The organism is Sphingobium sp. CCH11-B1 (assembly GCF_001556865.1).
Classification (GTDB): domain Bacteria; phylum Pseudomonadota; class Alphaproteobacteria; order Sphingomonadales; family Sphingomonadaceae; genus Sphingobium.
Genome location: NZ_LSJY01000002.1, coordinates 1 through 22,825, shown reverse-complemented (window position 1 = coordinate 22,825; position 22,825 = coordinate 1). Strand labels below are relative to the sequence as shown.

The 22,825-nt window shown below is 62.1% G+C and carries 28 protein-coding genes and 1 tRNA gene; 12 read left to right on the top strand and 17 right to left on the bottom strand.

The window, feature by feature from the left end; all coding sequences use genetic code 11:
- From AX724_RS00725 to AX724_RS00700, 6 genes are all read left to right on the top strand, one after another.
- Window positions 1-732, top strand: a 732-nt coding sequence (locus AX724_RS00725) for a head GIN domain-containing protein (RefSeq protein ID WP_331711402.1), incomplete at its 5' end; no start/stop codon positions are given.
- A 2-nt stretch (window positions 733-734) separates the two neighbouring features.
- The gene (locus AX724_RS00720; RefSeq protein ID WP_156447962.1) at window positions 735-1,427 is read left to right on the top strand and encodes a GIN domain-containing protein; all 693 of its coding nucleotides are present in this window, start codon (window positions 735-737) and stop codon (window positions 1,425-1,427) included.
- 247 nt (window positions 1,428-1,674) lie between these two features.
- Window positions 1,675-2,418, top strand: a complete 744-nt coding sequence (gene dapB, locus AX724_RS00715) for a 4-hydroxy-tetrahydrodipicolinate reductase (protein ID WP_066762415.1) — start codon at window positions 1,675-1,677, stop codon at window positions 2,416-2,418.
- A gap of 106 nt (window positions 2,419-2,524) precedes the next feature.
- Window positions 2,525-3,184, top strand: coding sequence for an endonuclease III (gene nth / locus AX724_RS00710; protein WP_066762413.1), 660 nt, complete (start codon window positions 2,525-2,527; stop codon window positions 3,182-3,184).
- A gap of 97 nt (window positions 3,185-3,281) precedes the next feature.
- Window positions 3,282-3,671, top strand: a complete 390-nt coding sequence (locus AX724_RS00705; RefSeq protein WP_066762412.1) for a hypothetical protein — start codon at window positions 3,282-3,284, stop codon at window positions 3,669-3,671.
- A gap of 254 nt (window positions 3,672-3,925) precedes the next feature.
- Window positions 3,926-4,002: transfer RNA gene (locus AX724_RS00700), tRNA-Arg, on the top strand.
- A gap of 151 nt (window positions 4,003-4,153) precedes the next feature.
- Here the strand turns inward: AX724_RS00700 and AX724_RS00695 are convergent.
- From AX724_RS00695 to AX724_RS00625, 16 genes are all read right to left on the bottom strand, one after another.
- The gene (locus AX724_RS00695) at window positions 4,154-4,639 is read right to left on the bottom strand and encodes a peptide-methionine (S)-S-oxide reductase (RefSeq protein ID WP_066762411.1); all 486 of its coding nucleotides are present in this window, start codon (window positions 4,637-4,639) and stop codon (window positions 4,154-4,156) included.
- A gap of 2 nt (window positions 4,640-4,641) precedes the next feature.
- Window positions 4,642-5,496, bottom strand: coding sequence for an alpha/beta fold hydrolase (locus AX724_RS00690; RefSeq protein ID WP_066762409.1), 855 nt, complete (start codon window positions 5,494-5,496; stop codon window positions 4,642-4,644).
- Window positions 5,497-5,525: 29 nt separating this feature from the next.
- A complete protein-coding gene (locus AX724_RS00685) occupies window positions 5,526-6,020 on the bottom strand; it encodes a Dps family protein (protein WP_066762407.1) in 495 nt (164 codons plus the stop codon).
- Window positions 6,021-6,210: 190 nt separating this feature from the next.
- Complete coding sequence (locus tag AX724_RS00680; RefSeq protein WP_024588016.1) at window positions 6,211-6,477, bottom strand: hypothetical protein; 267 nt, start codon at window positions 6,475-6,477, stop codon at window positions 6,211-6,213.
- A gap of 62 nt (window positions 6,478-6,539) precedes the next feature.
- Entirely contained in the window at window positions 6,540-6,986 is a 447-nt protein-coding gene (locus AX724_RS00675; protein ID WP_066762405.1) for a nuclear transport factor 2 family protein, read from the bottom strand.
- A 159-nt stretch (window positions 6,987-7,145) separates the two neighbouring features.
- Window positions 7,146-7,901 (bottom strand): SDR family NAD(P)-dependent oxidoreductase, encoded by a 756-nt coding sequence (locus AX724_RS00670; RefSeq protein ID WP_066762403.1) that lies wholly within the window; start codon window positions 7,899-7,901, stop codon window positions 7,146-7,148.
- Between the two features lie 38 nt (window positions 7,902-7,939).
- Window positions 7,940-8,221, bottom strand: a complete 282-nt coding sequence (locus AX724_RS22525; RefSeq protein WP_082733349.1) for a DUF427 domain-containing protein — start codon at window positions 8,219-8,221, stop codon at window positions 7,940-7,942.
- A 63-nt stretch (window positions 8,222-8,284) separates the two neighbouring features.
- Complete coding sequence (gene grxC, locus AX724_RS00665; RefSeq protein WP_066762402.1) at window positions 8,285-8,557, bottom strand: glutaredoxin 3; 273 nt, start codon at window positions 8,555-8,557, stop codon at window positions 8,285-8,287.
- A gap of 51 nt (window positions 8,558-8,608) precedes the next feature.
- Window positions 8,609-10,348, bottom strand: a complete 1,740-nt coding sequence (locus tag AX724_RS00660; protein WP_231736424.1) for a cytochrome c biogenesis protein DipZ — start codon at window positions 10,346-10,348, stop codon at window positions 8,609-8,611.
- A 109-nt stretch (window positions 10,349-10,457) separates the two neighbouring features.
- Entirely contained in the window at window positions 10,458-10,817 is a 360-nt protein-coding gene (locus AX724_RS00655; protein WP_231736423.1) for a response regulator, read from the bottom strand.
- Window positions 10,818-10,833: 16 nt separating this feature from the next.
- Window positions 10,834-12,438, bottom strand: coding sequence for a sensor histidine kinase (locus AX724_RS00650; protein ID WP_066762397.1), 1,605 nt, complete (start codon window positions 12,436-12,438; stop codon window positions 10,834-10,836).
- Window positions 12,439-12,504: 66 nt separating this feature from the next.
- Window positions 12,505-13,398 (bottom strand): NADP-dependent oxidoreductase, encoded by an 894-nt coding sequence (locus AX724_RS00645; protein WP_231736422.1) that lies wholly within the window; start codon window positions 13,396-13,398, stop codon window positions 12,505-12,507.
- A gap of 181 nt (window positions 13,399-13,579) precedes the next feature.
- The gene (locus AX724_RS00640) at window positions 13,580-14,845 is read right to left on the bottom strand and encodes a thiolase family protein (RefSeq protein WP_066762436.1); all 1,266 of its coding nucleotides are present in this window, start codon (window positions 14,843-14,845) and stop codon (window positions 13,580-13,582) included.
- A gap of 75 nt (window positions 14,846-14,920) precedes the next feature.
- On the bottom strand, window positions 14,921-15,934 hold the full coding sequence (locus tag AX724_RS00635) for an NADP-dependent oxidoreductase (RefSeq protein WP_066762394.1): 1,014 nt from the start codon (window positions 15,932-15,934) through the stop codon (window positions 14,921-14,923).
- A 72-nt stretch (window positions 15,935-16,006) separates the two neighbouring features.
- Window positions 16,007-16,753: a ferredoxin reductase gene (locus AX724_RS00630; protein ID WP_066762391.1), complete on the bottom strand. Its 747-nt coding sequence runs from the start codon at window positions 16,751-16,753 to the stop codon at window positions 16,007-16,009.
- On the bottom strand, window positions 16,746-17,351 hold the full coding sequence (locus AX724_RS00625; protein WP_066762388.1) for a sulfite oxidase-like oxidoreductase: 606 nt from the start codon (window positions 17,349-17,351) through the stop codon (window positions 16,746-16,748). The genes AX724_RS00630 and AX724_RS00625 overlap by 8 nt, the downstream gene beginning before the upstream one ends.
- Window positions 17,352-17,609: 258 nt before the next feature.
- Between AX724_RS00625 and nadE the strand changes: the two genes are divergently transcribed.
- From nadE to AX724_RS00595, 6 genes are all read left to right on the top strand, one after another.
- Entirely contained in the window at window positions 17,610-18,518 is a 909-nt protein-coding gene (gene nadE, locus AX724_RS00620; RefSeq protein ID WP_082733348.1) for an ammonia-dependent NAD(+) synthetase, read from the top strand.
- A 252-nt stretch (window positions 18,519-18,770) separates the two neighbouring features.
- Window positions 18,771-19,244, top strand: coding sequence for a peroxiredoxin family protein (locus tag AX724_RS00615; RefSeq protein WP_066762385.1), 474 nt, complete (start codon window positions 18,771-18,773; stop codon window positions 19,242-19,244).
- Between the two features lie 3 nt (window positions 19,245-19,247).
- On the top strand, window positions 19,248-19,739 hold the full coding sequence (locus AX724_RS00610; RefSeq protein WP_066762377.1) for a DM13 domain-containing protein: 492 nt from the start codon (window positions 19,248-19,250) through the stop codon (window positions 19,737-19,739).
- Window positions 19,740-19,747: 8 nt separating this feature from the next.
- Window positions 19,748-21,007 carry an MFS transporter gene (locus AX724_RS00605; RefSeq protein ID WP_066762371.1) on the top strand — a complete coding sequence of 420 codons (1,260 nt, stop codon included), beginning with the start codon at window positions 19,748-19,750 and terminating at the stop codon, window positions 21,005-21,007.
- A gap of 76 nt (window positions 21,008-21,083) precedes the next feature.
- Window positions 21,084-21,809: an AzlC family ABC transporter permease gene (locus AX724_RS00600; RefSeq protein WP_066762368.1), complete on the top strand. Its 726-nt coding sequence runs from the start codon at window positions 21,084-21,086 to the stop codon at window positions 21,807-21,809.
- On the top strand, window positions 21,806-22,102 hold the full coding sequence (locus AX724_RS00595; protein WP_066762366.1) for an AzlD domain-containing protein: 297 nt from the start codon (window positions 21,806-21,808) through the stop codon (window positions 22,100-22,102). Before AX724_RS00600 ends, AX724_RS00595 begins: the two co-directional genes overlap by 4 nt.
- Before the next feature lie 112 nt (window positions 22,103-22,214).
- Here AX724_RS00595 and AX724_RS00590 read toward each other — a convergent pair whose 3' ends face one another.
- Window positions 22,215-22,703 carry a hypothetical protein gene (locus AX724_RS00590; RefSeq protein WP_231736421.1) on the bottom strand — a complete coding sequence of 163 codons (489 nt, stop codon included), beginning with the start codon at window positions 22,701-22,703 and terminating at the stop codon, window positions 22,215-22,217.
- Window positions 22,704-22,825 lie beyond the last annotated feature (122 nt).

Genomic DNA, 22,825 nt, shown 5'->3' with positions numbered 1-22,825 from the left:
CTTCTGGCCCCCGCCATGCTGATCGCGTCGCTGGCGCTGATCCCCGCCGCCTGCTCGCGCGAGGACAATGGCAGCGGCGGCTCCGATGCTTCCACGCCCGCCGATCCCGCCGCCTGGGCGGCGCTCAAGGATTTCACGAAGGTCGAAGCGACCGGGCCAGACACCGTCATCATCACGCGCGGCGGCTTTTCCGTGACGGCGCAGGGCGACCAGAAGATTCTCGACCGGCTGGAAATCCGGCGCGATGGCGACACGCTGGAGATCGGGCGCAAGCGACGGTACGGCATGAACTGGAGCGACGACAAGGGCGTCACCATCCGCGTGTCGATGCCGGCGATCCGGGCTGTGGAGGCAACCGGATCGGGCGATATCGATGTGGACCGCGTGGACGGCGGCTCGTTCGATGCCAACCTGACCGGCTCGGGCAACCTGAAGATCGCATCCATGGCGGTCCCATCGCTGGAGGCGGAGATCACCGGTTCGGGCGACATGAGCGCGACCGGATCAGCCGACAAGGTGGACCTGTCCGTGACCGGTTCCGGCAATTTCGCGGGCGAAGGGCTGAAGGCCGGCGGCGGGGAGGTTTCGGTGCTGGGATCGGGCAACGCTTCCCTTTCCTCGGACGGCGTGCTTGATATCAGCATCCTGGGATCGGGCGACGTGACGGTGAAGGGCAAGGCGCAGTGCAAGACGAGCATCATGGGATCGGGCGAGGCGCGCTGTCGCCCATAAGGATGGCGGCCCTGGTGGCGGGGCTCGCCGCCCCGCTGGCGGCGCAGCCCGCCGACGCGGCCACGCGCGGGTTCACCATCAACAGTTTCGACGCCATCCGCGTCGATGCGCCGGTCAACGTCGTCATCACCACCGGGCTTGGCGTGTCGGCGCGGGCGGAGGGCGATCAGGCCGCGCTCGACCGGCTGAAGGTCGATGTTTCGGGCCGCCTGCTCATCGTTTCGATGGACCGGCTGACCACCGGCGAGAAAAGCAGCGGCGCGGCGACGCTGCGCCTGTCCACTGGCATGCTGGACCGCGTGATGCTGACAGGGGGCGGGTCCGTGGCCGTCAACCGGCTAAAGGGCCTCGGCGCGCGGATCGCGGTGGGTGGCAGTGGCGACATCAATATAGCGGATGTGCAGCTCGACCGGATCGACGTTAATCTGGCGGGCGGCGGCCGAGTGAATCTGGCAGGCCGCGCGGGGGTCGCAACGATCCACGTCACCGGCCCCGGCTCCGTCGCCGCCGAACCGCTGCGCGTGCGCCAGGCCACGGTCGGCAATGAAGGCGCGGGCAGCATCGCGCTTACCGCCGATGTCGCTGCAAAGCTGGTCTCGACCGGATCAGGCACGATCAGCATCGCGGGCAAGGCCGCCTGCACCGTCGACAATCGCGGTGTGGGGCAAGTGACCTGCGGCGGGGACAACTACTGACCGAGCGGAGGGCTGGCCTCCTCCTGTCCTACCCCCTGTCGCACAGGAATCGCTCCGACGTGCGTCAGGCAGGCGCATCCGGTGCGTCGCGAACGCTTCCACACCTAAAGGGCTGGCGGAACGGTGTGAACTTCGCCTGTCGCAATTCGCAGGCCCCCGGCCTTGGCTCCCGCCAGTGACTGCCGGGGGATGACAAGGACGCGCCGCTCTGGCACTGGCGCGGGCACAGGATAAGGACGGGCATGAGATGAGCAGCATCGGCATTTTCGGCGCGGCAGGGCGCATGGGACGGGCCATCGCGCAAATGGCGGCGGAGGAGATCGACCGCAATCCCGCCGGCGACATCGCACCCGGCGTCCCCATGACCGCCGATCCGCTGGCGCTGGCGCAGGCGGCGGACGTGCTGATCGACTTTTCCGTGCCCGGCGCGCTACCGGCGCATCTGGACGCTTGCGTCGCCGCGAAGAAGCCGATCTTGATCGGCACCACCGGCCTCGAACCCGTTCACCATGCTCTAATCGATCAGGCGGCCGCGCATATCCCGGTGCTTCAGACCGGAAACACCTCGCTCGGCGTCAACATCCTCGCCGCGCTGGTGGAGCGTGCTGCTGCCTCGCTTGGCGACGACTGGGACATAGAGATTGTCGAGATGCATCATCGGCACAAGGTCGATGCCCCGTCCGGCACCGCCCTGCTGCTGGGCGAAGCGGCTGCGCGCGGGCGGGGCATCGCGCTGGAGGACCATAGCGAACGAGGCCGCGACGGCATCACCGGCGCGCGCGCGCAGGGGGCGATCGGCTTTGCAGCGCTGCGCGGCGGATCGGTCGCGGGGGACCATCAGGTGATCTTCGCGGCCGACGGCGAACGGATTGAGATCGGCCACCGCGCCGAAAACCGCGTCATCTTCGCGCGCGGCGCGGTGAAGGGCGCGCGCTGGCTCGCTACCCAGCCTGCCGGCCGTTACGACATGAAGGGCGTGCTGGGCCTGTAACACTGTCCCCGCTCGTCCTCAGTAGCCGCCGAGCGAAGTCGAAGCGGCGTATCGAAGAGATATCCGCCGCGGCTTTCAAGACGGCGATGTGAGTGGACCGTGACTGATGAACAAGGCGCAGATCTTCGACTTCTTCAGCCGCCTTGCGGAGGCGAACCCGGCGCCGCAGACCGAACTGGAATATGGCAACGACTATCAGTTGCTGGTCGCCGTCGTCCTGTCCGCACAGGCGACCGATATCGGCGTCAACAAGGCAACCCGCGCGCTCTTCCGCGATGTGACCACGCCGCAGCAGATGGTCGACCTGGGCGAAGAAGGGTTGAAACAGCACATCAAGACCATTGGCCTTTTCAATGCCAAGGCGAAGAACGTCATTGCCCTGTCCGAGATATTGGTGCGGGATTTCGGCGGCCAAGTGCCGCAGGATCGCGACACGCTCACCACCCTGCCCGGCGTCGGGCGCAAGACCGCCAATGTCGTCGTCAACACCGCCTTCGGGCAGGAGGCGTTCGCGGTCGATACCCATATCTTCCGGGTCGGCAACCGCACCGGCCTCGCGCCGGGCAAGACAGTTCTGGCGGTCGAGCAGAAACTCGAAAAGCGCGTCCCCGCTCCCTTTCGCCGCGACGCGCATCACTGGTTGATCCTGCACGGGCGCTACGTCTGCAAGGCACGCCGGCCCGAATGCTGGCGCTGCATCGTCGCGGACCTGTGCCGCTACAAACCCAAGACCCCACCGCCAAAAGGGACCGTTCCGACGCCCTGATCTCCGCTATCCTGCTGCAGGCGACGCATGTTATGCCAGGGACGGAACAAGCCGGCCCGCGGCGTCTTCTTGTCCACAGACATGCTGGAGGAAGTCCATGATCCGTCCTTCGATCCCCTTGCTCCTCGGCCTCGCCCTGGGCGGCCTCGCTGCTCCCGCGATCGCCCTGGCCCCATCCCGGCCCGACCCCTATGTCGCCAAGGGAAAGCCGGTCGACTGCATTCAGCTAAGTGCGATCCGCACGACACAGGTGCGCGACGACCGGACCATTGATTTCATCATGAATGGCAACAAGGTCTACCGGAACATTTTGCCCAACAGCTGCCCGACGCTCGGCTTCGAAAAGCGCTTCTCCTATCGGACCAGCCTGTCGCAGCTCTGTTCGGTGGACATCATCACAGTGCTCTACAATGTCGGTTCCAGTCTCCAGCCCGGCGCAAGCTGCGGCCTTGGCCAGTTCCAGCCGATGGCGCGCGCTGGCAAATAGGGACAAGCCGAAAAGATGAGGCGCGTGCGCATTTGACGCTGGCGCGGCGCAAAGGACTTTGCTAACCGCCCCTCCTGACCAGCGTCACGCACCCATAGCTCAGCTGGATAGAGCGTTGCCCTCCGAAGGCTGCTGTCAACGGGTGATGGTCGGTAAGAGATGAATAAAAGGAGTTGATTTACAAGGGTTTGCAGGAGACATCGGTGGAGCTTCCAACTCACAGGTTTTCCGCGTAAGCACCGCGTAAGCAACAGGCACCCATAGCTCAGCTGGATAGAGCGCTACCCTCCGAAGGTAGAGGCCTCAGGTTCGAATCCTGATGGGTGCGCCATCTCTCTCAATGAGGATGGCATCAAGCGGATGGAGTCCGCCTCCGTCTTTCCGAAAGAGCGGTAATTCAATCGGCGCAGCGATCGCTACCGATCTTCTTAAGAGCGGGTCGGCTGTCTTGCGTGGTCCGGCTACTGCCGGCTCGACGGTGGCTACTCAGCCAGCGCGATCTCCGAGAAGTGCTTGCGGATGAAGTCGAGTTTCGGATCGATGTATCGCCGACAAAAAGGCCTGTTCGGGTCGGTGCGATAATAATTCTGATATCGCTCGTCCGAAGCTTTGAAGCCCGCGAACGGCAGGACGAGGGTGTGGACTGGCTTGCCGGTCTCCTCAGCGAATCCGCGTATCGCCTCATCGGCTTCGGCTCGCTGACTCTCGTCGAAGATATAGATCGCGCTTCGGTATTTGTTTTGAACCGAACGGGCACGAGTGGCGGAGTGTGTGCGCAGGTGCACCTCGGACAGCGTCTCCAGTCCGATCGCTGAGGGCTCGAAGGTTACTATCACCCCCTCCGCCCACGTGTCGGCCGGCGCCACAGATTGTAGGAAACCCTGGTCGACCTGCGTGACGCCACGCAACGCTTGGAAGACACCCTCGGTGCACCAGTGGCAACCTCCACCGAATCCGACCTTTGCCATACTCAGCTCCTGCGCAAAGGCACAGCGGCCGGGCCGGACTTATCGAGCTGGCGGACGAACGCGATGATCCGCTGTCCGACATCGTTCGGCATTTCGACATGAGGGTAGTGCCCAGCGCCCTCGACAATCATGGTTTCGGCACTGATCCTCGTAGCCAAGCCTCGGGCTTCTTCGACAGGGTCCGGGAAGTCCGGATCCTTTGTGCCCATGACGATGAGGCTCGGCACAGAGATCTCGTCCAAGATCGCTGCGGTGTCAGACTTCGACAATGAGAGCATCGTCAAGAGAGCCCGCATGCGTTTTGGCTCTCTGAGGTTTGCAGCAATCACCGCTTTCACCTCGGCATGATCCGGCGCCGGTTTCGTCGGGAAGAGGCTGCTCCAGTATGTGGTCCAGAACCAGGTTCGCCATGGCCCTGCGAATCCCAGCCCGAGGACAAGTTTCTGGATCGTCGTGAGGGGGAGATCGCGAACGATCGGACCGAGCAGCACCACCCCGTTGACGAGGCTAGGAGCTTCCTTGGCAGCCCAAAGCGCAGAGCCGGCTGCGAACGAGTTGCCCATGATCACAGCTGGCCCGGCAGCCAACTGTCGGAGGATGGCGACGGCGTCGCGGCCTACCGCTCGCGCGGAGTAATCCGACCATTCCGGCGACGATTGGCCGAACCCGCGGACGTCCATCGTCACCACTCGGCATCCCGCATGCTGCAGCATGGGTTTGATGAGGCGATACTCCGATCGCAAGTCACCCATTCCAGGGATGCCCACGACGAGAGGTCCCGTTCCGCCCGTATCGTCGAAGGCTACCCGACCGCCCTCTGTCTGCAGAAACTGGGTCTGCACATCGTTAGACGCCATGAAACGATCCGATCAGTTGAGCAGCAGGCTTATCGGCTGACTTCGAAAAGGAACCACGCACGGCGTTCCGCCTCGTCGGTCCAGGTATCGATAAGGCCGGAGGTCGCGTTGTCCTTAGCCTCGTCGGCGACGTCCTTTGCGCGGCGCAGCGACTCGACCATGTGAAGATTATCGGCGCGCAGCTCCGCCAGCATGTCCTGCGGCGTGACGAACTCCGCGTCGTTGTCCTTGATCGTCTGGTGGCGGGCGATATCGCCGATCGAGCGTATGGTCGTATTGCCGGTCTTCCGGGCACGCTCCGCCATCGCATCGGTCGCTGCGAGGATTTCCGCAGCTTGCTCATCGAGAAGGAGATGGTAGTCCCTGAAGTACGGGCCGGAGACATGCCAGTGAAAGTTTTTGGTCTTGAGGTAGACCGCATAGCTGTTCGCCAAAATGATCTTCAGCGCGTCCGCGACCGTCATGGTCGCGCTCTCGTCGAGGTCAGATGGTGAAGGTACGGTCGCAGCACTGGAGCTTGTCATCGCGTGGACTTCCTCGATGATGGCTTGCACGAAAGATCAGCGCCGGTTCCCTCGCACGCTGAGGTATAGAAGATGAGTTTACCTCAGACCGAAGTCCAATGACCTGTGTCTATAGTTTCGATAGTTCAGGCGACCAGAAGGCGCGCTTGGAGCGGCATGGGAACATGGGAAGGCAGCGAGCCCCACATGCTCAGGCGTTGGGCTGATAGCCCAATACGAAAGCGATAACCTTCTCCGAGGACATCTCGCACGGCTTCAGCGACGCACTGCCCGAAGCAACGCGATACAGATTGAAGCTGACGATGTCGTTCCCTGCCAGTTCTCGAGCAAAAAGGCTGTTCCTCCGTCCATCCTCCGACCGACGAACCGTCACGCCGAAACGCCTGCCTTCGTAAGCGCCTTCGCTATACCCCTCAGGCAGGCGCTCGAAAGCCGTATCGAACTCTGGATGGTCCATTCCGCATCACCGCCAATCGGCCTTCGCCCTGCGAACGTGAGCGCCGCGCCATGCGATTGGGGTCATCGCGTCAGTCTGACATTGCGGCCCCAAAGAAAGCCCGCGTCATTAGCGCTAGCAAAGTCCGGGTCCACATAGATGAAAACACGTTTGATAAGCGCGCCGTCGAACTCGAATACGTTGGCGAAACGGCCTTCGGACAGGCCTTCGACCGGCCACGCCGTGCCATCAGCCATAGCGCCACCTTCAAAGCCTTCCACGATCACGTGGTCACCGGCTACGTGGAAGGTCATGCGATCGAAATCGTGCTCGATCCGCTGAAGCGACCCCAACAGGCCCTTGGCGACTTCCATGAATTCGGCCTTGCCATATCCAACTCCGAACTTCGGGAAGTACGTCACGACATCGTCAGTCAGAATGTCGAGGATGGTGGGATCGCCACTGTCGATCTTCCGGAAATAGTCGGTGGCGACAGCAATGCGCTCTTGGGTTAGGTCTGTATTCGGCACTCTATGAACTCCTGAAATGCGGAAGCCTTGTCCGCTACGGCTTTAAGGATAATGGGCCCGGCAGGATCAGCCGGCCTGCTACCCGGACTTCAACGAAGCGCTCAGGTGCGGAAGCGATCGTCCTTCAGTTATCCGCGTCACACGCCCGTCGAGCATCGTTCAGACCAGGACGCCCCCTGACACATCGATCACTGCGCCAGCGGTGTAGCTTGCAGCAGGACTGACGAGGTAGCTGACGGCGCCCGCCACCTCTTCAATCGTGGCGATCCGACGGATGGGATGCATATCGATCACAGCCTGCGGAAAGTTGTCAGCAACTTCCCCGGTCATGTCGGTCGGCATGATGCCTGGTTGGACTACGTTGACGGTAATGTTGCGGGGGCCAAGATCGCGCTGCACCCCGCGCGCATATCCCGCGATCGCTGCCTTGGTTCCTGCGTAGTCGGCAATTCCCGGCACGATCGCTCGGGTGCCCAGGCCGGAACCTATGAAGACAATGCGGCCACCGTCAGAGATTTTCTGCGCCGCCGCACGCGTGATCGCCACGGTGCCCATGACATTGACCATCCACTGCCTGTCGAACGCGGCGGAATCGAGCGTCGGATCGTCGACCAATTTTCCTTGGACGGCGATTGCGGCGTTGTTGATCAAGATGTCGAGCTTGCCGAGTTCAGCTACGACCTGCTCGACCATGGGCTTGGCGGCCGACGTATCCGCTTGATCGCATCGAATTGCGAGAGCGCGAACGCCTTTGGCCCTCACCACCTCGGCGACGGACTCGGCTTTATCGGCCGAAGCAGCGTAGGTGATAGCAACGTCGGCTCCCTGATCGGCGAGCGTCGCCGCCAGCACGGCGCCAAGGCCTCGAGAGCCACCCGTGATGATAGCGACTTTGCCGTCCAAAACTTTCGACATCGGCGGTTCCTTTCTGAAATCTAATTGCCGGCTGACGGCTAAGCGACGTTGACGCCTTTCCAGAAGGCGATGTGATCCTTGATTGAGCGGGCCGCCGGCGAAGGGTCGGCGTAGGTCCAGGCGGCGTTTGCATTACGCAGGTCACCGACCCGGACATGGAAGTATTGCGCTGTCCCCTTCACAGGACAGACAGACGTATGCTCGCTTGGTATTAGATACTGCCGGTCAACTGATTGAGGCGGGAAATAATGGTTTCCATCCACGACCATAGTCTCGTCGCTGACCGCGAGGGTGACATCGTTCCAAACTGCTGAGACCAAACCGGACTCCTCTCTTGTCGTTCAGCCACGTTCATCGACAAGTGGCCCTATCGGGGGGACAAATCAGTTCGCCGGGGTTTGTCCGGCAAGCAGCTTGTCGAGCGAGCCATCTGCATCGAGCGCAACGAGGTCGTCGGAGCCGCCGACATGCGTCTCGTTGATAAAGATCTGCGGCACGGTGCTACGCCCCGACGTCTCGATCATCGCCTTCCGGTGTGCAGGATCGGCTTCGATATCAAGCTCGGTGAATGCCACGCCCTTCTCTTTGAGGAGCGCCTTCGCGCGGCGGCAGAACGGGCACCAACTCGTGGTGTAGATCAGGACTTCAGGCTTCATGTTGCATCTCCAATCGTTGAGGGATGACGGGCCGTCCGCATTCGCGGCGTGTCATCCGAAGGTGAAGGCGAAGGCTTGCGCCCCAGGGTCGAGAAACTCGATTTCGAAGGCGCGCTCGCGGACTTCACCGCTCTGGCGCACGAGTTGGTAGAGACGCTGCGTGTCGATGACTCCCGTGCCGGCGGCATCGACGTCACTGCCGTGGTCGCCGGCCGGCGCCTTGCCGTCCAGGGTCACGCGGAACCGAACCGGACGACCTGAGGCCGATGGGCCGAGCACGAGATGGAGGTCTCGGGCATGGAAGCGATAGACGATGCGCGCGCTGGGGCTTCGCGTCTCCGCATACTCCTCCCGCACCGTCCAGACGCCGGACAGGGCCCATCCGTTCAAAGGCAAGCGAGCGGGTGTCGAGTACTCGCGCTCCACGTCCGGAGCGAGCCCGCCTGGGGATTGGAGCCGCGCGAAGCGAGCAAAGCCTAGATAGGTCTCCGGCGAGCGAACGTCGTTCCAACTCGGCGCGGCGGCAGCGCCACTAACACGCACTGACACTGTGCGCATGTCGCCGACAGCCTGACCGTTCTCAGCGAGCAGCCTCTGAATGACTTTCTCGGACTCGGCATAATTGCCCTCTCCGAAGTGGTGGTAACGGATGCGGCCTTGGCCATCGACGAAGTAGTGTGCCGGCCAGTACTGGTTGTTGAATGCGCGCCAGATCCTGTGGTCGTTATCCAGCGCTACGGGGTACGTGACCTCAAAATCTCGCACGGCTTTCGCCACGTTCGCCGCATCTTTTTCGAACGCGAACTCCGGTGCATGAATGCCGACGACGACCAGGCCGGCCGAGCGATACTTCTCCTCCCAGGCACGCACATAAGGCAACGTGCGAAGGCAGTTGATACAGCTGTAGGTCCAGAAGTCGACGAGAACGACCTTGCCGCGAAGATCCTCGGCCGTGAGCGGAGCGGAGTTAAGCCAGCTCGTCGCCCCTTCAAGTGAAGGCATGATTCCTTCGACACCAAGGGCGCCGTCAGCCAAAACGCTCGTTTCGGACGATCGCCGGCCGAGACGGAACTGATCAAGGAGCGTCTGCTCGACGGTCGCCGTGCCGGACAGCGAGAGTCTGGTGAGAAGCCCGGTATCCAGTCCGAGCGCGATGGCCGCGACGGAAACCAGGACCAGCGCTCCGAGCGAACGCCGCATCCAATTTCCAACTCTGATCGACCGCTTCATCGCGCCGAAGACACGTCCGCCGATCAGCAATGCCAAGGCGAGCGAGGTAGCCGCACCGGCTGCGTAGGCGAACAAGAGAAGCGATGTGCCGACGTTTGCTCCCTGAAGAGCAGCGCCGGTCAACACCAGTCCAAGAACAGGGCCGGCGCATGGAGCCCAAAGCAGGCCCGTGGCGACACCAAGTAAGAGAGAAGCGAAGAACCCACTTCTTTCTGGCCCGTCAGGACCGGCGGTGCGCGTGAGCCGATCACCGAGGCTGACGAGTGGCCGAGTTGCCCTGTCGGCGAGCGAGGGGAGCAAAAGGAGAAGGCCGAACAGCCCTAAGATGACGAGGGCAGCCAACCGTCCCGCGTTGTTCGCCTGTACAGCCCAGCCCCCACCGACCGCTGCCAACGTCGCGACACCCGCGAAGGTTGCGGCCATGCCGAGCAGGAGGGGTAAGCCGCTACGGAGGAAGGGCTGATCCGAGCGGGCGAAGACGAATGGCAGAACCGGCAGGATGCAGGGACTGATTATGGTGAGGACGCCAGCGAGGTAAGAGAGGATCAGGAGGACGATCACAACCGCACCTCCAGCGAATTGTCGCTAAGCCGCGATTTTTGCGCGCTATCACTCGCGGGGCTGCCGTCTCTTTTCCCGGAGAAGGCGACATGCGCGGGCATCGTGGACATCACGCCGCCATCTTTCGGACCGTGTCCAAGACACGGTCTTGCCGGTATGGCTTGGGGAAGAACACAACGTCCGCTGGAACGACGGCTTCGTCAGGCCAAGGCCTCCCGGACGTGATGATGATCTGGATGGTTGGCCACCGCCGGCGGATGCAAATGGCGAGCATGATGCCATCGATGCCGCCGGGCATGTTCACGTCCGTGAACACGACGCGCACATCCAGTCGTTCCTCCAGGGTCATGAGCGCGGCGGATGCATTTGGCGCCTGCAAGACTTCGAAGCCCGCCTCCTCGATCATGTCCGTTGCAAACAGACGGAGAAGTGGTTCGTCTTCGACGACGAGCACCACGGGTTTCATCATTCCACGCATACCCCCATTAACCTTGAACCAGGTGACGCATGGAGGCGTGCAGATCGGCCGTTAACCCGGCGGGCTCGTAGCGAACATCGACGCCTCCGGTGCCGACCAGGCCGATGTTGATCAGCTTCGATCCAAAGCCTCGGCGAGTTGGAGGCACAACCGGAGGCCCACCCCGTTCCCGCCATTCCACGCGGAGAAGGTCGTCGTCCTGGCCGACCTCGACATCCCACGACAGCGAGACGTGGCCGCCGTCGCTGGTCAGCGAGCCGTATTTACAGGCGTTGGTCAGCAACTCGTGGACGATAAGGGAAAACGAGAGCGCCGCTCGTGGCCCCAGCGCCACCGCCGGCCCACTCATGTCGACCCTATCTGAGAACCCGATCGCGTCGATCACTGTCGCTGCGACAGCTTGCAGGTCAGCTTGTGTCCAACTCATTTGGAGCAAGGCGTCGTGCGCCGCGCTCAGAGCCATCAGCCGACGCTCGAAGGCGTAGACCGCCTCGCGATCGGTGACGCTTCGCAGCGTTTGGCTGGCGATGGCCTGAACCATGGTGAGCATGTTCTTCAGGCGGTGAGCAATCTCGCCGTTCACTATGAGTTGCTGCTGCTCGGTACGATGCCTCGCGACGCCGGCCTCGAGCCGGTCTGCCGCACTTCGCAGAAACGAGATTTCCTCTGCGGGCCAAGGTCGGGGATGCGCCGAGTGAACGAAGAAGACGGCGATGGTTTTGCCACGATCTCGAACCGGCATGTCGACCAGCGACCGAACGCCGACCCGCATTGCGCTCTCGAGCTTGTGCAGAGTGCGATCGTCGGTCAGGGCGTCCCAAACGACGAGAGGGTCGCCAACGACGAGCGGCTCGCGCAAGCTCCCGTACTCGTCGAGACGGTGGCGCCCGGCAATGCTCACGGCCCCCGGCGCCGTCCAATCGGTTTCGACGTCAATCGTATCGACGTTCTCGTTGACGGATCCGAACCCGGCTCGGTCTGCGGAGAGCGCTCGGCCGACGATGGCGGCGGTCGCCGAAGCCATCTCTGCGGTGTCGTGGCTGCTCCGAATGGTCTCGCCGATTTCGACCAAGGCGGTCTGCAGGGCTGTGAGGCGCTCGCTCGCCGTTGCGATCCGGCGCAGTTCGAGATTTTCGCTAGCGAGACGGGCGAGCGCCTGCAGCATCGCCTTTTCCATCTCGCTGAGCCCTTCAGGCCGCGGAACGGTATCGATGACGCACAGGCGACCCACGATCGCTCCGGATCGCAGGACTAGCGGTGCGCCAGCGTAGGCGCGAAAGTGCCTGGCGCCTGTGACGAGCGGATTGCGCTTGGTCCGCGCATCATTTGTGAGGTCGACGATCTCGAGAAGATCGCCCTGATCGATCTCGATCCGACAGACAGAGTGTTCGATCTCCGTCTCGCATACCTCAAGCCCGTACTTGGCTTTGAACCATTGCCGGTCAGTATCCAGCAGGGTGATGAGCGCAATGGGAACGTCACAGGCCTTCGCGGCGACAAAAACGAGATCGTCGAAGGCTTGCTCATCCGGTGTGTCGAGCACCATGAGGTCTGCAAGCGCCCGCGCCCGCTGTGCCGCCCCGAAATCGGTTCTGTCAGCGCTCAGGCTCACCGCAGTTCTCCTGGATGATGCCTCGAAGGTCGAGCGTGGCCGATCATCGGCGTTTCCCGCGTCATGTCAGTGCCCCCTCATGCGGGGCGGCCACTGCGATGACGGCACGCCCGCATGGCCGCTCTGATCGGCGATGGGGTCACCGACGGCGAGGACGATCTTGCCCTGGATATGGCCTGCCTCTGCGCGTTCGTGAGCGACGGCCGCTTCGGAAAGCGGATATGTGCTATCGACGGCGACGCGAACCGCACCGCTGTCGAGCAAGCGAGCTAGCTTGGCCAACTGATCGCCACTGGAACGCACCTGCGTCGCCGAAACGGTCACTCCCCGGTCGGCAGCTTCATCATGTCCGGCAAAGCCAAGGGGAAAAATCGGGAACAGCGCTCCGCCCCGACGTATGGTCCGAAGGAAGCGGCCGGAGGTCGGACCGCCGACCGCATCGACGACAAGATCGATGTCTCGCACATCGTCTTCGGGTTTGGTCTTCGTGTAGTCGATGAACTCGTCGGCACCCAGTTCGCGGAGGAACGCTTCGTGCCGGGTTGAAGCGACCGCGATGACACGCGCGCCTTCGTGCTTTGCCAACTGCAATGCCAGATGACCGACACCCCCCGCAGCGCCGTTGATCATAACGCTCTTCCCAGCCAACGGGACCGGGGTGTGGCGCTCGGACTGCAGCGGGTTCTGCTCGTTATGGCCTAGCTCGATCAGGAACTGCCAAGCGGTCAGCCCCGACATGGGAACGGCGGCTGCATGAATATGGTCCAGGTGCCGGGGCTTGGCCGCAACGTCGGAAGCAGGCGCGGAAACATACTCGGCGTATCCCAGGCTCTCGCCGAAGCTGGGAAAGCGGATCATTCCGAAAACTTCGTCGCCCACCGAGAACGCGGTCACATCGTCGGCGACCTTCTCGACGATCCCGGACACATCCGAGCCGGGAATGTCACCGACGGCCGCCACTCGGGCGGCAGAGCCTTGTATCCCTCGCGGAGATACCAGTCGGGCGGGTTGAGGCCTGCCGCTTGTACACGGACGAGCACCTCTCCCGGCTTTGTCACAGGTGTCGGCGCGTCCTCATAACGAAGGAGATGGGGAGCGCCGAACTCATGGAAGCGGATCGCCTTCATTTTTCGTCCTCCGATCAGACGCGTTCGAGGAGGGCGACAGTGCCTTGACCGCCATCGGCGCAGATGCTGACGATCCCGCGAGATCCGACCGGCATGGCCCACAGCTCTTTCACAGCTTGGCTGAGATCACGCGCGCCGGTCGCGCCGAAGGGATGTCCGATGGCTACCGAGCCGCCGTTGGGATTGACGCGATCCCAATCGAAGTTGCCCATCTCGGCCGAAACATGGGCCTTCTGTCGGACCCAGTTCGGATCGGTGATGGCCGCGACGTTGGCCAGCACCTGTGCCGCGAAAGCCTCGTGGATTTCCCAAAGTGCGATGTCGGCGAAGCCAAGGTGATGGCGCGCGAGAAGTCGTGGAATGGCATAGGACGGCGCCATCAGCAGCCCCTCCGTGCGCAGGTCGACCGCCGAGACTTCGTAGTCGACTATCCGCGCATAGGGCGTGCCATCGGGTAACCTCTTCAGACCCTCTTCGTTGGACACCCAACAACCGGCCGCCCCATCCGTGATGGGGGAGCTGTTGCCGGCTGTCAGGCTACCCATCCCGCTCTCACGATCAAAGGCGGGCTTCAAACCGGATAGACGTTCGGCGGATGTGTCCGCGCGCGGGTTGGCATCGCGGGAAAGCTCCGGCAGCGAGATCACGAGGTCATCGAAGAAGCCGCCGTCCCAGCCGGCGACGGCGCGCTGGTGGCTTTTTAGAGCCCAATCATCTTGAGCCTCACGCGAGATGCGCCACGCCTTGGCGGTCTCCTCCATGTGATCGCCCATTGTCCTGCCCGTAAGGCGGTTGGCCCAGCCCTTGGTGGGGAGCACATAGTCTTGAGGGGTCAACGCCCCCAGGGCGGCAAGTGCCGCAGCCGGATCCTGCGCGAAGAGATCGGTAAGTTGTTTAGATGCCTCAGCGGTGAGAGCGAGCGACGGTCGGCTCATGACCTCAGACCCGCCGACCAGTATCAGGTTGAGCCCGCCGCCGAGCATCCCGGCTGCGGCGAAGCTCGCGGTCATGCTGGTCGAGCACGCTAGGACTACGGAGAATGCTGGAACGTTGGGGTTGAGCTTCGCGTCCAGCCAGATTTCGCGAGCGATATTGCTCCAGCCCAGGTTTGGGATGACGGTTCCCCAGATCGTCAGATCGGGCTCAGTACGCTTCGCCAATTCTTGGACGACTGGCACTGACAACGAGACCGCGTCATAATTTGCCAACGCTCCTCCGCCACGACCGAATGGTGTCCGCAAGCCTGCGGCTATGAAAACTGGTTCGGCGAAGCGGCTCACGGTGATCTCCCAAAGCAAAAGATTCTAATTAGACGGGGTGGCTTGGTGCGGTCCGCTGACGGCAGGCGCCGCCCGTCAGGGCGTCTCCCCATCCCTGAGGTCGATGACCATTTTTCCGATGTTTCTTCCGGCGAAGAGATCGAGGAACGCCGAAGGGGTTTTCTCGAGGCCGTGAACAACCGTCTCCTGCCATTTGACCTTCCCATCGGCGATCCACCGGGTGACGTCGCGCTGGAAATCTTCCCAGAGCGACATGTTGTGGACGGTGATGAAGCCTTGCAGCAGGAGGCTCTTCTCAATAACCGCATAGATGTTGCGGGGACCGACCGGCTCGCTGTTGTATTGCTCGATCATTCCACACAGAGCGAAGCGGGCGAAGTCATTGGCCGCCTCAAGCGCCGCTTCGAGGTGCGTGCCACCGACGTTGTCAAAATAGATGTCGACGCCCTTAGGCGCGGCTTCGCGAAGTGCTGCGACCATGTCGTCCGTATTCTTGTAGTTTATCGTGGCATCGGCGCCTGCTTCCTCGCGCAGCCAACGCAATTTGTCCTCGCCGCCCGCGGACGCGACGACACGGCATTCCTTAATCTTTGCGATTTGGACAGCGAGCGATCCGACCGACCCCGCTGCTGCTGACACGAACACAGTCTCACCAGCTCGCGGCTTTCCGATCTTGAGCATGCCGATGTAGGCGGCGAAGCCGGGGAAACCGAGCGGGCCCAGATACGCCTGCTCCGGAATCGTCGTATCGATCCTCGTAGCGGATGCGGCGTCGATGATCGCGCGGTCGCGCCAGCCGGCAAAGTGGCTCACGACCTCGCCAAGGCCGAACCGGTCATCCTTGCTTTCGACCACGACGCCGATCGCGGCGCCATCCAGAGGCTCGCCAACTTGGAAAGGCGGCATGTAGCTGTCTCGACCGGTCATGCGACCTCGCATGTAAGGGTCAACGGAGAGCCAACGGTTGGCGACGAGCAGTTGTCCTCGCTCTGGCGTGGGGAGATCCTGCTCGACGAGCTCGAAGTTGTCGGCCTGTGGTAGCCCTTCGGGACGACTTCTAAGGTGAAATTGACGGGCCATGATTGTCATGGGCGAAGCCCTTCCCGGACAAAGCTTGAGCTGGGCGCGCCCGCGTGACGGGATACGATCATCTGGCCGCCCCTACCCACCGTAGCGCTCGGTCTTGATGATCGAGACGCCCAGCCCTGCCGACAATGCGCTGTCCGTCGCGATGTTGACGAAACCGTTCGACCCGCAAACGAACACGTGGCCCGGGTCGCGACCGAGACGTGCGATTGTCGCCTGGACGATCCCGTCGTCGATCCGTCGGCCATAGTCCGAGGCGCGCCTCGGTGCTTCGCGCGTAATCGCGAGCGTCAAGACGAACGTGGGATCGCTCATCTCGATTGAGTGGAGCTCGCTGGAGAAGAGCACGTCCTCACTGGTTCGCGCCGACAAGAGCAGAGCGACTGGCACGGCCTGTGCTGATGCCCGGCGCTGCCGGATCATCGCCATCAGCGGCACTACGCCTGAACCTGCGCCGATCAGCAGCACCGGCTTGTCGGCAGGCTCGGGCCAAAGGAAGTGGCCTCCAAGCGGTCCCCTGAGTTCGATCTCGTCGCCGGCTGCGGCGACATCGTGGAAGAATGGCGAAACTTCGCCATTCGGCAGGCGCTCGATGGCGAGCTCCAGGGTCGGTGAAGAGCCCGCCGACGATGCGATCGAATAACTGCGCATGGCCTGATAGCCGTCTGGGGCGGTCAGCCGGACGTCGACGTGCTGGCCTGCTGTATGGACGAACGGTTCCGGCAACCGCAGGAAGAAGCTCTTGATACTCGGTGTCTGTTGGACGATTTCGTCGATCACGCCTGACTGCCACGACGCGGGTTGTGCGTCGAACTCAGTCATGGGTGTACCGTTGCTCGCGCCACGGATCACCGTAGATGTGATAACCGCGCAACTCCCAGAACCCGGCCTCGTCGCGAGTGGTGAACTGCAGCGCATTCACCCACTTGGCGGACTTCCAGAAGTAGAGATGCGGAACAAGAAGGCGCGCTGGTCCGCCATGGTCGCGGGGAAGCGGCTGGCCCGCGTAGTTCAGCGCGACCATAGCCTTGCCGGACAACATGTCCGCGAGCGGAACATTCGTCGAATAGCCATCGTAGCAGTGCGCAAGAACGAAGTCTGTTGGCTGTTCAACTCCAGCGTCCGCGAGGATGTCCTCGATCAGCACGCCTTCCCACTTCGTGTCGAGCTTGGACCACGACGTGACGCAGTGAATGTCTTTGGTCACTTTGGTCTTTGGAAGGGCGTTGAATTCGCTCCAACTCCAGACCTTGACGGGTTTCGGACCGATCTTGACCGTGAACTTCCAGTCGGACGTCTCGATACGAGGCGTCGGCCCGGCGGTAAGAACGGGAAAGTTCTCCACGAGATGTTGACCTGGCGGAATACGGCCCTCGTGGTCGCCGCCTGAACCGCGGCCGGTGAAACCTCTGGTGACCATGCCGAACCCCCTTGCTCGTCACGACAGACCGACCGACTTCATCTCAGGCTAATGCGTAGATGATCCTCGCAAATGAAAGATATCGAGCGGATCGCAAAGCTGATGTTCAGACAACCGGGTGTTAAATCAGTAGAGACACGCAATTTGTCACTATGACTCGCGATAATCCCGCGTCGACTATAGCTTTATATCAGACTGCTTTCCCAATGCCCTGTCGCTATAGTTTCGATAGCCTTGAACCTGTGTTGCGTGCGCGTCATGGCTCGTGGGAGAGATGAAGCTTCGCGAGGTGAGGTCGCCAGCATTCGACTGCGGCGCGCACAGGAGGTCGTCATTCCCATCCAAGACGAGATTATCGAAGCGCTCGGCGTTTCCGCGTCGTTCGATGCCCGACGCGAGGCGGCAGAACGCGCCGCCTTCCTCCGAGACTATCTGAGGTCGTCAGGGCAGCGAGCGTATGTGCTTGGAATCAGCGGCGGGGTCGATTCCCTGACGGCGGGCCTAATCGCGCAATCGGCCGTGAAGGATCTGCGTCAGATCGGGTACGAGTGCGAGTTTGTGGCGGTGCGGCTGCCCTATGGCGAACAGACGGATGAGCGCGATGCTCAGCTCGCTTTGTCAGCCATCAGGCCCGACCGCGTCGCGGTGATCAATGTAAGGCCCGCGACAGACGCGCTGTGGAACGAGATGACAGGCTCCGGACACGAGCCCGTCGACCCCGGCCAACGCAGCACGGTGTTCGGGAACATCAAGGCACGCCAACGGATGGTCGCCCAGTTTGCTCTCGCGGGGACCCTGGGCGGCCTTGTGATCGGCACGGACCATGCAGCCGAAGCAGTGATGGGTTTCTTCACAAAGTTCGGCGATGGCGCGGCCGATGTTCTCCCTCTCGCCGGACTCAATAAGCGGCGCGTTCGCGCAATCGCGTCTCATCTGGGCGCCCCGGCGAAGTTAATAGGCAAGGTTCCCACTGCAGATTTGGATGACGCGATGCCGCTACGCCCCGACGAAGATTTCTACGGCGTGACCTATGATGAGATCGACGACTACCTCGAAGGAAGGGGTGTGGCCCCGGCGGCGGTCGAGACGATCCAGAGAGCGTACCGAGCCACCGCGCATAAGCGCGCGCTGCCTGTGGCGCCCAACGTGCAGCTTCCGGCGCCGTAAGGGTCGAGCGAACGCCTGAATTCGCCCCCCCCAAGACATAGAAACTATGTCACGCCGCTATTGGAAAAGACCGGCTTTGGAATTCATAGTCAACCACGTAAACTTGTGGCCGCGACGGGTATAGTTGAGACAAGGCTCTGGTCTTATCGACTATTCAACGCTCGGGCTATGGGATGGTGAAGTATAGCAGTCACCCTGCGGTCGCGATTTTTCGCTGCGGGTCGGGCACATGCTTCGTGTTCGGAGATAGAAATGAGCGCGGCCGAACGTCAAGCGCCAGAGCTTCGTGTTGATCGGTGGATCGGCGTGGATGGAAGCGACCTTAAGACGCCGATCAAGCTGTCGGATTTCGGCATAGGGCCGAAGGTCGTTTTCGCGTTTCAGCACTGGTGCAGAGGCTGCCATCTGCATGGGTTTCCCACACTGCAGAAATTGCACGGTGCGCTGCAATCCAGGGGCGTGGGCTTCGCAGTGATCCAAACAGTCTTCGAAGGAGCGCACGAAAATACATTCGACAAGTTGCGCATCAATCAGGTGAAGTACGGTCTCCCCATCGCTTTCGGGCACGACGAACCGCCGGCTGGAGCCGCGTTTCCTACGTTCATGGAGGATTACCGAACACGGGGAACGCCTTGGTTCACGGTCATCAATGCCGATGGTCGGATCGTCTTTTCGGATTTCCACCTCGACGCAGATCGTTTGGTGGCGGAACTGGAGAGCACGTGAGACATGCCGCGTTGGCTCATTCTAGCCGTCACCCACTTCGCCGTTGGCGTCACCGGCTTTGCTGCCGGCATCTACACGCTGCCCATCCTCACCGCGCCGGCATCGCCCACTGAATTTGCGCTGAGGAGCGCGACGCCTGAAGCGATCTATTCGGGAAAGCTTTCTCGTGATCTAGCCGGCAGCGACCTGCTGCACTGGGGCGAAGGTGAAGTGCAGATCCTGCCTCACCGGATCGCGCACATCGGCCGTCTCTCTCCCGGGCCGGACTACAAGCTTTATCTCACCCCGCACTTCGTCGAATCCGAGGAAGCGTTCCTCGCAATCAAGGACGCGTCGGCCCGGGTTGGCGATGTGAGGACGTTCAATGGCTTCATTATGGAGGTGCCCGCCGACATCGATGTTCGCGACTACAGCGCCGTTGTCATCTGGTGTGAAGCCTTCGATCAATTCATCAGTTCTGCGGAGTACCAGCCTCCGCGCCAGGCTCGGAAATGAGTCAGGCGATGGACAGCGTGAAGGCAGCCTGCGGGCGGGGGCTCGTTTTGGCGCCGGTCGCAGCGCTGTTGTTGAGTGTCGCCACGTTGCTCTTGGGCAATGGTCTATTGGGCACGCTTCTGATCGTGAGGGCTGGTGAGGAAGGCTTCGCCGCTCATACGATCAGCGCGATGATGTCCCTATACTTTGCGGGCTTCACCATTGGCGCACTCACGCTGCCCAGGATGATCGTGTCCGTCGGTCATGTGAGAACTTTCGCCGGCTTCGCCGCGATCGCCTCGATGACGGCTCTTCTTCATGTCGCATTCGTGGAGGCGAACGTATGGATGCCGCTTCGCCTTGTGACCGGCTTTGCCTATGCAGGCATGATCCTGGCGACTGAGAGCTGGCTCAACGCGCACGCGATTCAATCCACGCGCGGTCAGCTTTTGTCGATTTTCGGCGTTGTTTCGATGGGCTCATGGGCCCTTGGTCAAGCGCTTCTCAACATCGCTCCCCCCGCAGACGTGACGCTGTTCCTGTTCGTCTCGCTGCTGATATCTGCGGCCGTCGTCCCCGTCACGCTGCTGCCCAGTCATCCTCCGGCCGAGGTCGAACAGGAGTCCGTCGCCTTTCGCGATCTCGTTGCGGTTTCGCCCCTCCCGTCGGTTGGCGTTTTCCTAGCCGGCCTGGCCATCGGCGGCTTCTGGGGACTAGGGCCGAATTTTGCGCAGAGGATTGGCCTCGATGTGGGCGGCATTTCTGCGTTCATGGCGGCGGTCCTTGGTGGAACGCTCGTGCTGCAGTGGCCTTTGGGATGGCTATCGGACCGCATGTCGCGGACACTCGTCATTGCCGGCGCCGCCCTGGCTTCCGCGGCGGCCGCGATCGGCGTGGCGCTGGCCGCGGACGCCCCTCTGCCTGTGCTACTTGCGGCGGGCGCGCTGTTCGGCGGTTTCGGTATTCCCATCTATTCGCTATGCCTTGCCGTTGCGAACGACGACCTTCCTGCGGGTCGGCTGCTAGGCACGGCTCGCGGACTTCTCCTACTCAACGGGATCGGAACCGCCGCCGGGCCACTCATCGGAGGCCTGGTGATGGACCTCCTCGGCCCTGGCGGCCTGTTCCTCTACGCGGCGGCATTGCTGACTGCCCTGGCGGTCTTGGCCGGTATGCGCAGGCACTCAGACCGCTCGGTCAAGACGAGAGCAACACGCTGCCCGAGCACGGCGATGATCACCGGGTCGCTCGACGCAATGATACGAACCCCGGCGGATCAGCGCCGCTGAGACGCCTATGCCGACGACCGAAGGATTGCCAGTCGGCTGTTAGAGGAGCCTGGCTGAAAACAAGACGGAACGTGTCATGGATGAAGGCGAGAACGCGCCAGCCGCGAGGAACGCATACGAGGCTAAACGGGGGGCGATCGCCATCCTCCCGTTGGCCTTTGGGGCCAGCGTGTATGGCTTGGCGTTCGGTTTCCTGGCCGTACAGGTAGGTTTTCCGTGGTGGGGCGTGGCGATGATGAGCGCCTCTACCCATGCGGGTTCTTCGCAAATCATCGCGGTCGAGCAGTTCGCTTCCACAGGTGTCGTGTTGGGCGCGGTTCTGGCCGGTGCGTCACTAAACCTGCGCTATGTCGGCATCATCGCCTCTTTATCCGAGGTGCTGGCCGGCTTGTCGCTGAGGAAAAAGCTCTTCGCCATCCACATTACTGGCGACGAGAACTGGGCTTTGACGATGTCCGAGCGGGCAAAGTCCCCCGATGTCGGAGCACCATTCCTCATAGGCTCAGGGCTGGTGAATATCTCCATGTGGACAGCCTCCACGACGCTTGGGGCTTTGCTTGGCGCCGCGCTGCCCGATCTCGGACGCTTTGGCCTGAGCTTCGCGTTCACGGCGGCCTTCATTGCGATGGCGCGAGGTCTGTGGCGGGGACGTTCCCAAGTTCTGCCATGGACCATGGCCGCGGCAGCGACCATGGCCGCCATCTCGCTCGGCATGCCCAAAGCTTACGGAATCATCGTCGGCGCATTCTTCGGCTTGGTGGTGATCTTCTTAAAGCGCAACATCGAGGCGGCAGCCCGATGAGCGCTTCGCACTGGGCTGTCGTCGGTTTGCTCGTCGTGGCTGCCTTCTCGATTAGGGTCGCCGGATTGATTGCCGGTGAGAGAATTAGGGTGTCCAAGCAGGCTTGGGTTCTGGACGAGTTGCCTGGGCTGATCGTGGTCAGCTTGGTTGCTTCGTCCTTGATCGGGCAGCCGCCGCCAACCTGGATCGCGGCCGGTGTCGCGCTGGGTGCAGCGATCGCCACGAACCAGGTCATCGTGGCGATGATATTGGGAATGCTCGCCTACGCAGGTCTGGGGTGGCTTGGCTCGTAAGTGCCGATCGTCTGAGAGAACGGGCTCTGGGGAAGGCCGTAGGTCGCCAGTAAGGCTGCGAACGTCGATGGCCCGCACTCACCGTGTGGATCCGAGGACTCCGGGTCCTCGCCTACGCAACAGCCTCCACGGTCAGATCGCGGCCATTGAACTGCACCGTTTCCCCGGCTCGCGCACCTTCGATCGCCTCGTAGATCGGGGCCATCGTCGAGATACCCATCAGTTCCTGCCCATGACAGATAAACCTGCCAGTCGAGACCGAAATAACGAAGTGCTTGCCGGACAGCTTGACGACTGCGCCTTCCGAGACTTGTGACTTTGGCCCAAAATCGATCGTCCGGAGCTTGTCGAGCTTATCAACATAGTCATCGAGAGTGTCATCGAGCGCCTCAGCAAAATCGCTCGCCACCTCGGCTTGCGCCTGCTCGTCGTTCTCGATCGGCTCGCTGCGATCGAGGCGCGCGGTGGAAACGTAATCCAGATACTTCTCGCGAGCGCTTTTCAGCGCCGCTGTCTCAAGAGACAGCATGGTCTCGCGAATGTGGTCCTTATTCCAGTCCATCTCTGCCTCGTTATCGCTGACCTGAAGGGGAAATCCCATCCTTCGTTCGGGTCCAATTTGGTCCCGCACGCTGCGCCGACCTCATTCGTCGGTAATCACGTCTTCGTGTGCAGGGCGGTGACAAAACCAGCCACTGGAACGCCAGCGAAGTGCTGAGCGTG

What these genes read in the sequence shown, in the direction of transcription:
- AX724_RS00720 (WP_156447962.1), top strand. Translation starts at nt 735, where the DNA reads ATGGCGGCCCTGGTGGCGGGGCTCGCCGCCCCGCTGGCGGCGCAGCCC.
- dapB (WP_066762415.1), top strand. Translation starts at nt 1,675, where the DNA reads ATGAGCAGCATCGGCATTTTCGGCGCGGCAGGGCGCATGGGACGGGCC.
- nth (WP_066762413.1), top strand. Translation starts at nt 2,525, where the DNA reads ATGAACAAGGCGCAGATCTTCGACTTCTTCAGCCGCCTTGCGGAGGCG.
- AX724_RS00705 (WP_066762412.1), top strand. Translation starts at nt 3,282, where the DNA reads ATGATCCGTCCTTCGATCCCCTTGCTCCTCGGCCTCGCCCTGGGCGGC.
- AX724_RS00695 (WP_066762411.1), bottom strand. Translation starts at nt 4,639, where the DNA reads ATGGCAAAGGTCGGATTCGGTGGAGGTTGCCACTGGTGCACCGAGGGT.
- AX724_RS00690 (WP_066762409.1), bottom strand. Translation starts at nt 5,496, where the DNA reads ATGGCGTCTAACGATGTGCAGACCCAGTTTCTGCAGACAGAGGGCGGT.
- AX724_RS00685 (WP_066762407.1), bottom strand. Translation starts at nt 6,020, where the DNA reads ATGACAAGCTCCAGTGCTGCGACCGTACCTTCACCATCTGACCTCGAC.
- AX724_RS00680 (WP_024588016.1), bottom strand. Translation starts at nt 6,477, where the DNA reads ATGGACCATCCAGAGTTCGATACGGCTTTCGAGCGCCTGCCTGAGGGG.
- AX724_RS00670 (WP_066762403.1), bottom strand. Translation starts at nt 7,901, where the DNA reads ATGTCGAAAGTTTTGGACGGCAAAGTCGCTATCATCACGGGTGGCTCT.
- grxC (WP_066762402.1), bottom strand. Translation starts at nt 8,557, where the DNA reads ATGAAGCCTGAAGTCCTGATCTACACCACGAGTTGGTGCCCGTTCTGC.
- AX724_RS00655 (WP_231736423.1), bottom strand. Translation starts at nt 10,817, where the DNA reads ATGATGAAACCCGTGGTGCTCGTCGTCGAAGACGAACCACTTCTCCGT.
- AX724_RS00635 (WP_066762394.1), bottom strand. Translation starts at nt 15,934, where the DNA reads ATGACAATCATGGCCCGTCAATTTCACCTTAGAAGTCGTCCCGAAGGG.
- AX724_RS00630 (WP_066762391.1), bottom strand. Translation starts at nt 16,753, where the DNA reads ATGACTGAGTTCGACGCACAACCCGCGTCGTGGCAGTCAGGCGTGATC.
- AX724_RS00625 (WP_066762388.1), bottom strand. Translation starts at nt 17,351, where the DNA reads ATGGTCACCAGAGGTTTCACCGGCCGCGGTTCAGGCGGCGACCACGAG.
- nadE (WP_082733348.1), top strand. Translation starts at nt 17,610, where the DNA reads ATGGCTCGTGGGAGAGATGAAGCTTCGCGAGGTGAGGTCGCCAGCATT.
- AX724_RS00615 (WP_066762385.1), top strand. Translation starts at nt 18,771, where the DNA reads ATGAGCGCGGCCGAACGTCAAGCGCCAGAGCTTCGTGTTGATCGGTGG.
- AX724_RS00610 (WP_066762377.1), top strand. Translation starts at nt 19,248, where the DNA reads ATGCCGCGTTGGCTCATTCTAGCCGTCACCCACTTCGCCGTTGGCGTC.
- AX724_RS00605 (WP_066762371.1), top strand. Translation starts at nt 19,748, where the DNA reads ATGGACAGCGTGAAGGCAGCCTGCGGGCGGGGGCTCGTTTTGGCGCCG.
- AX724_RS00600 (WP_066762368.1), top strand. Translation starts at nt 21,084, where the DNA reads ATGGATGAAGGCGAGAACGCGCCAGCCGCGAGGAACGCATACGAGGCT.
- AX724_RS00595 (WP_066762366.1), top strand. Translation starts at nt 21,806, where the DNA reads ATGAGCGCTTCGCACTGGGCTGTCGTCGGTTTGCTCGTCGTGGCTGCC.
- AX724_RS00590 (WP_231736421.1), bottom strand. Translation starts at nt 22,703, where the DNA reads ATGGGATTTCCCCTTCAGGTCAGCGATAACGAGGCAGAGATGGACTGG.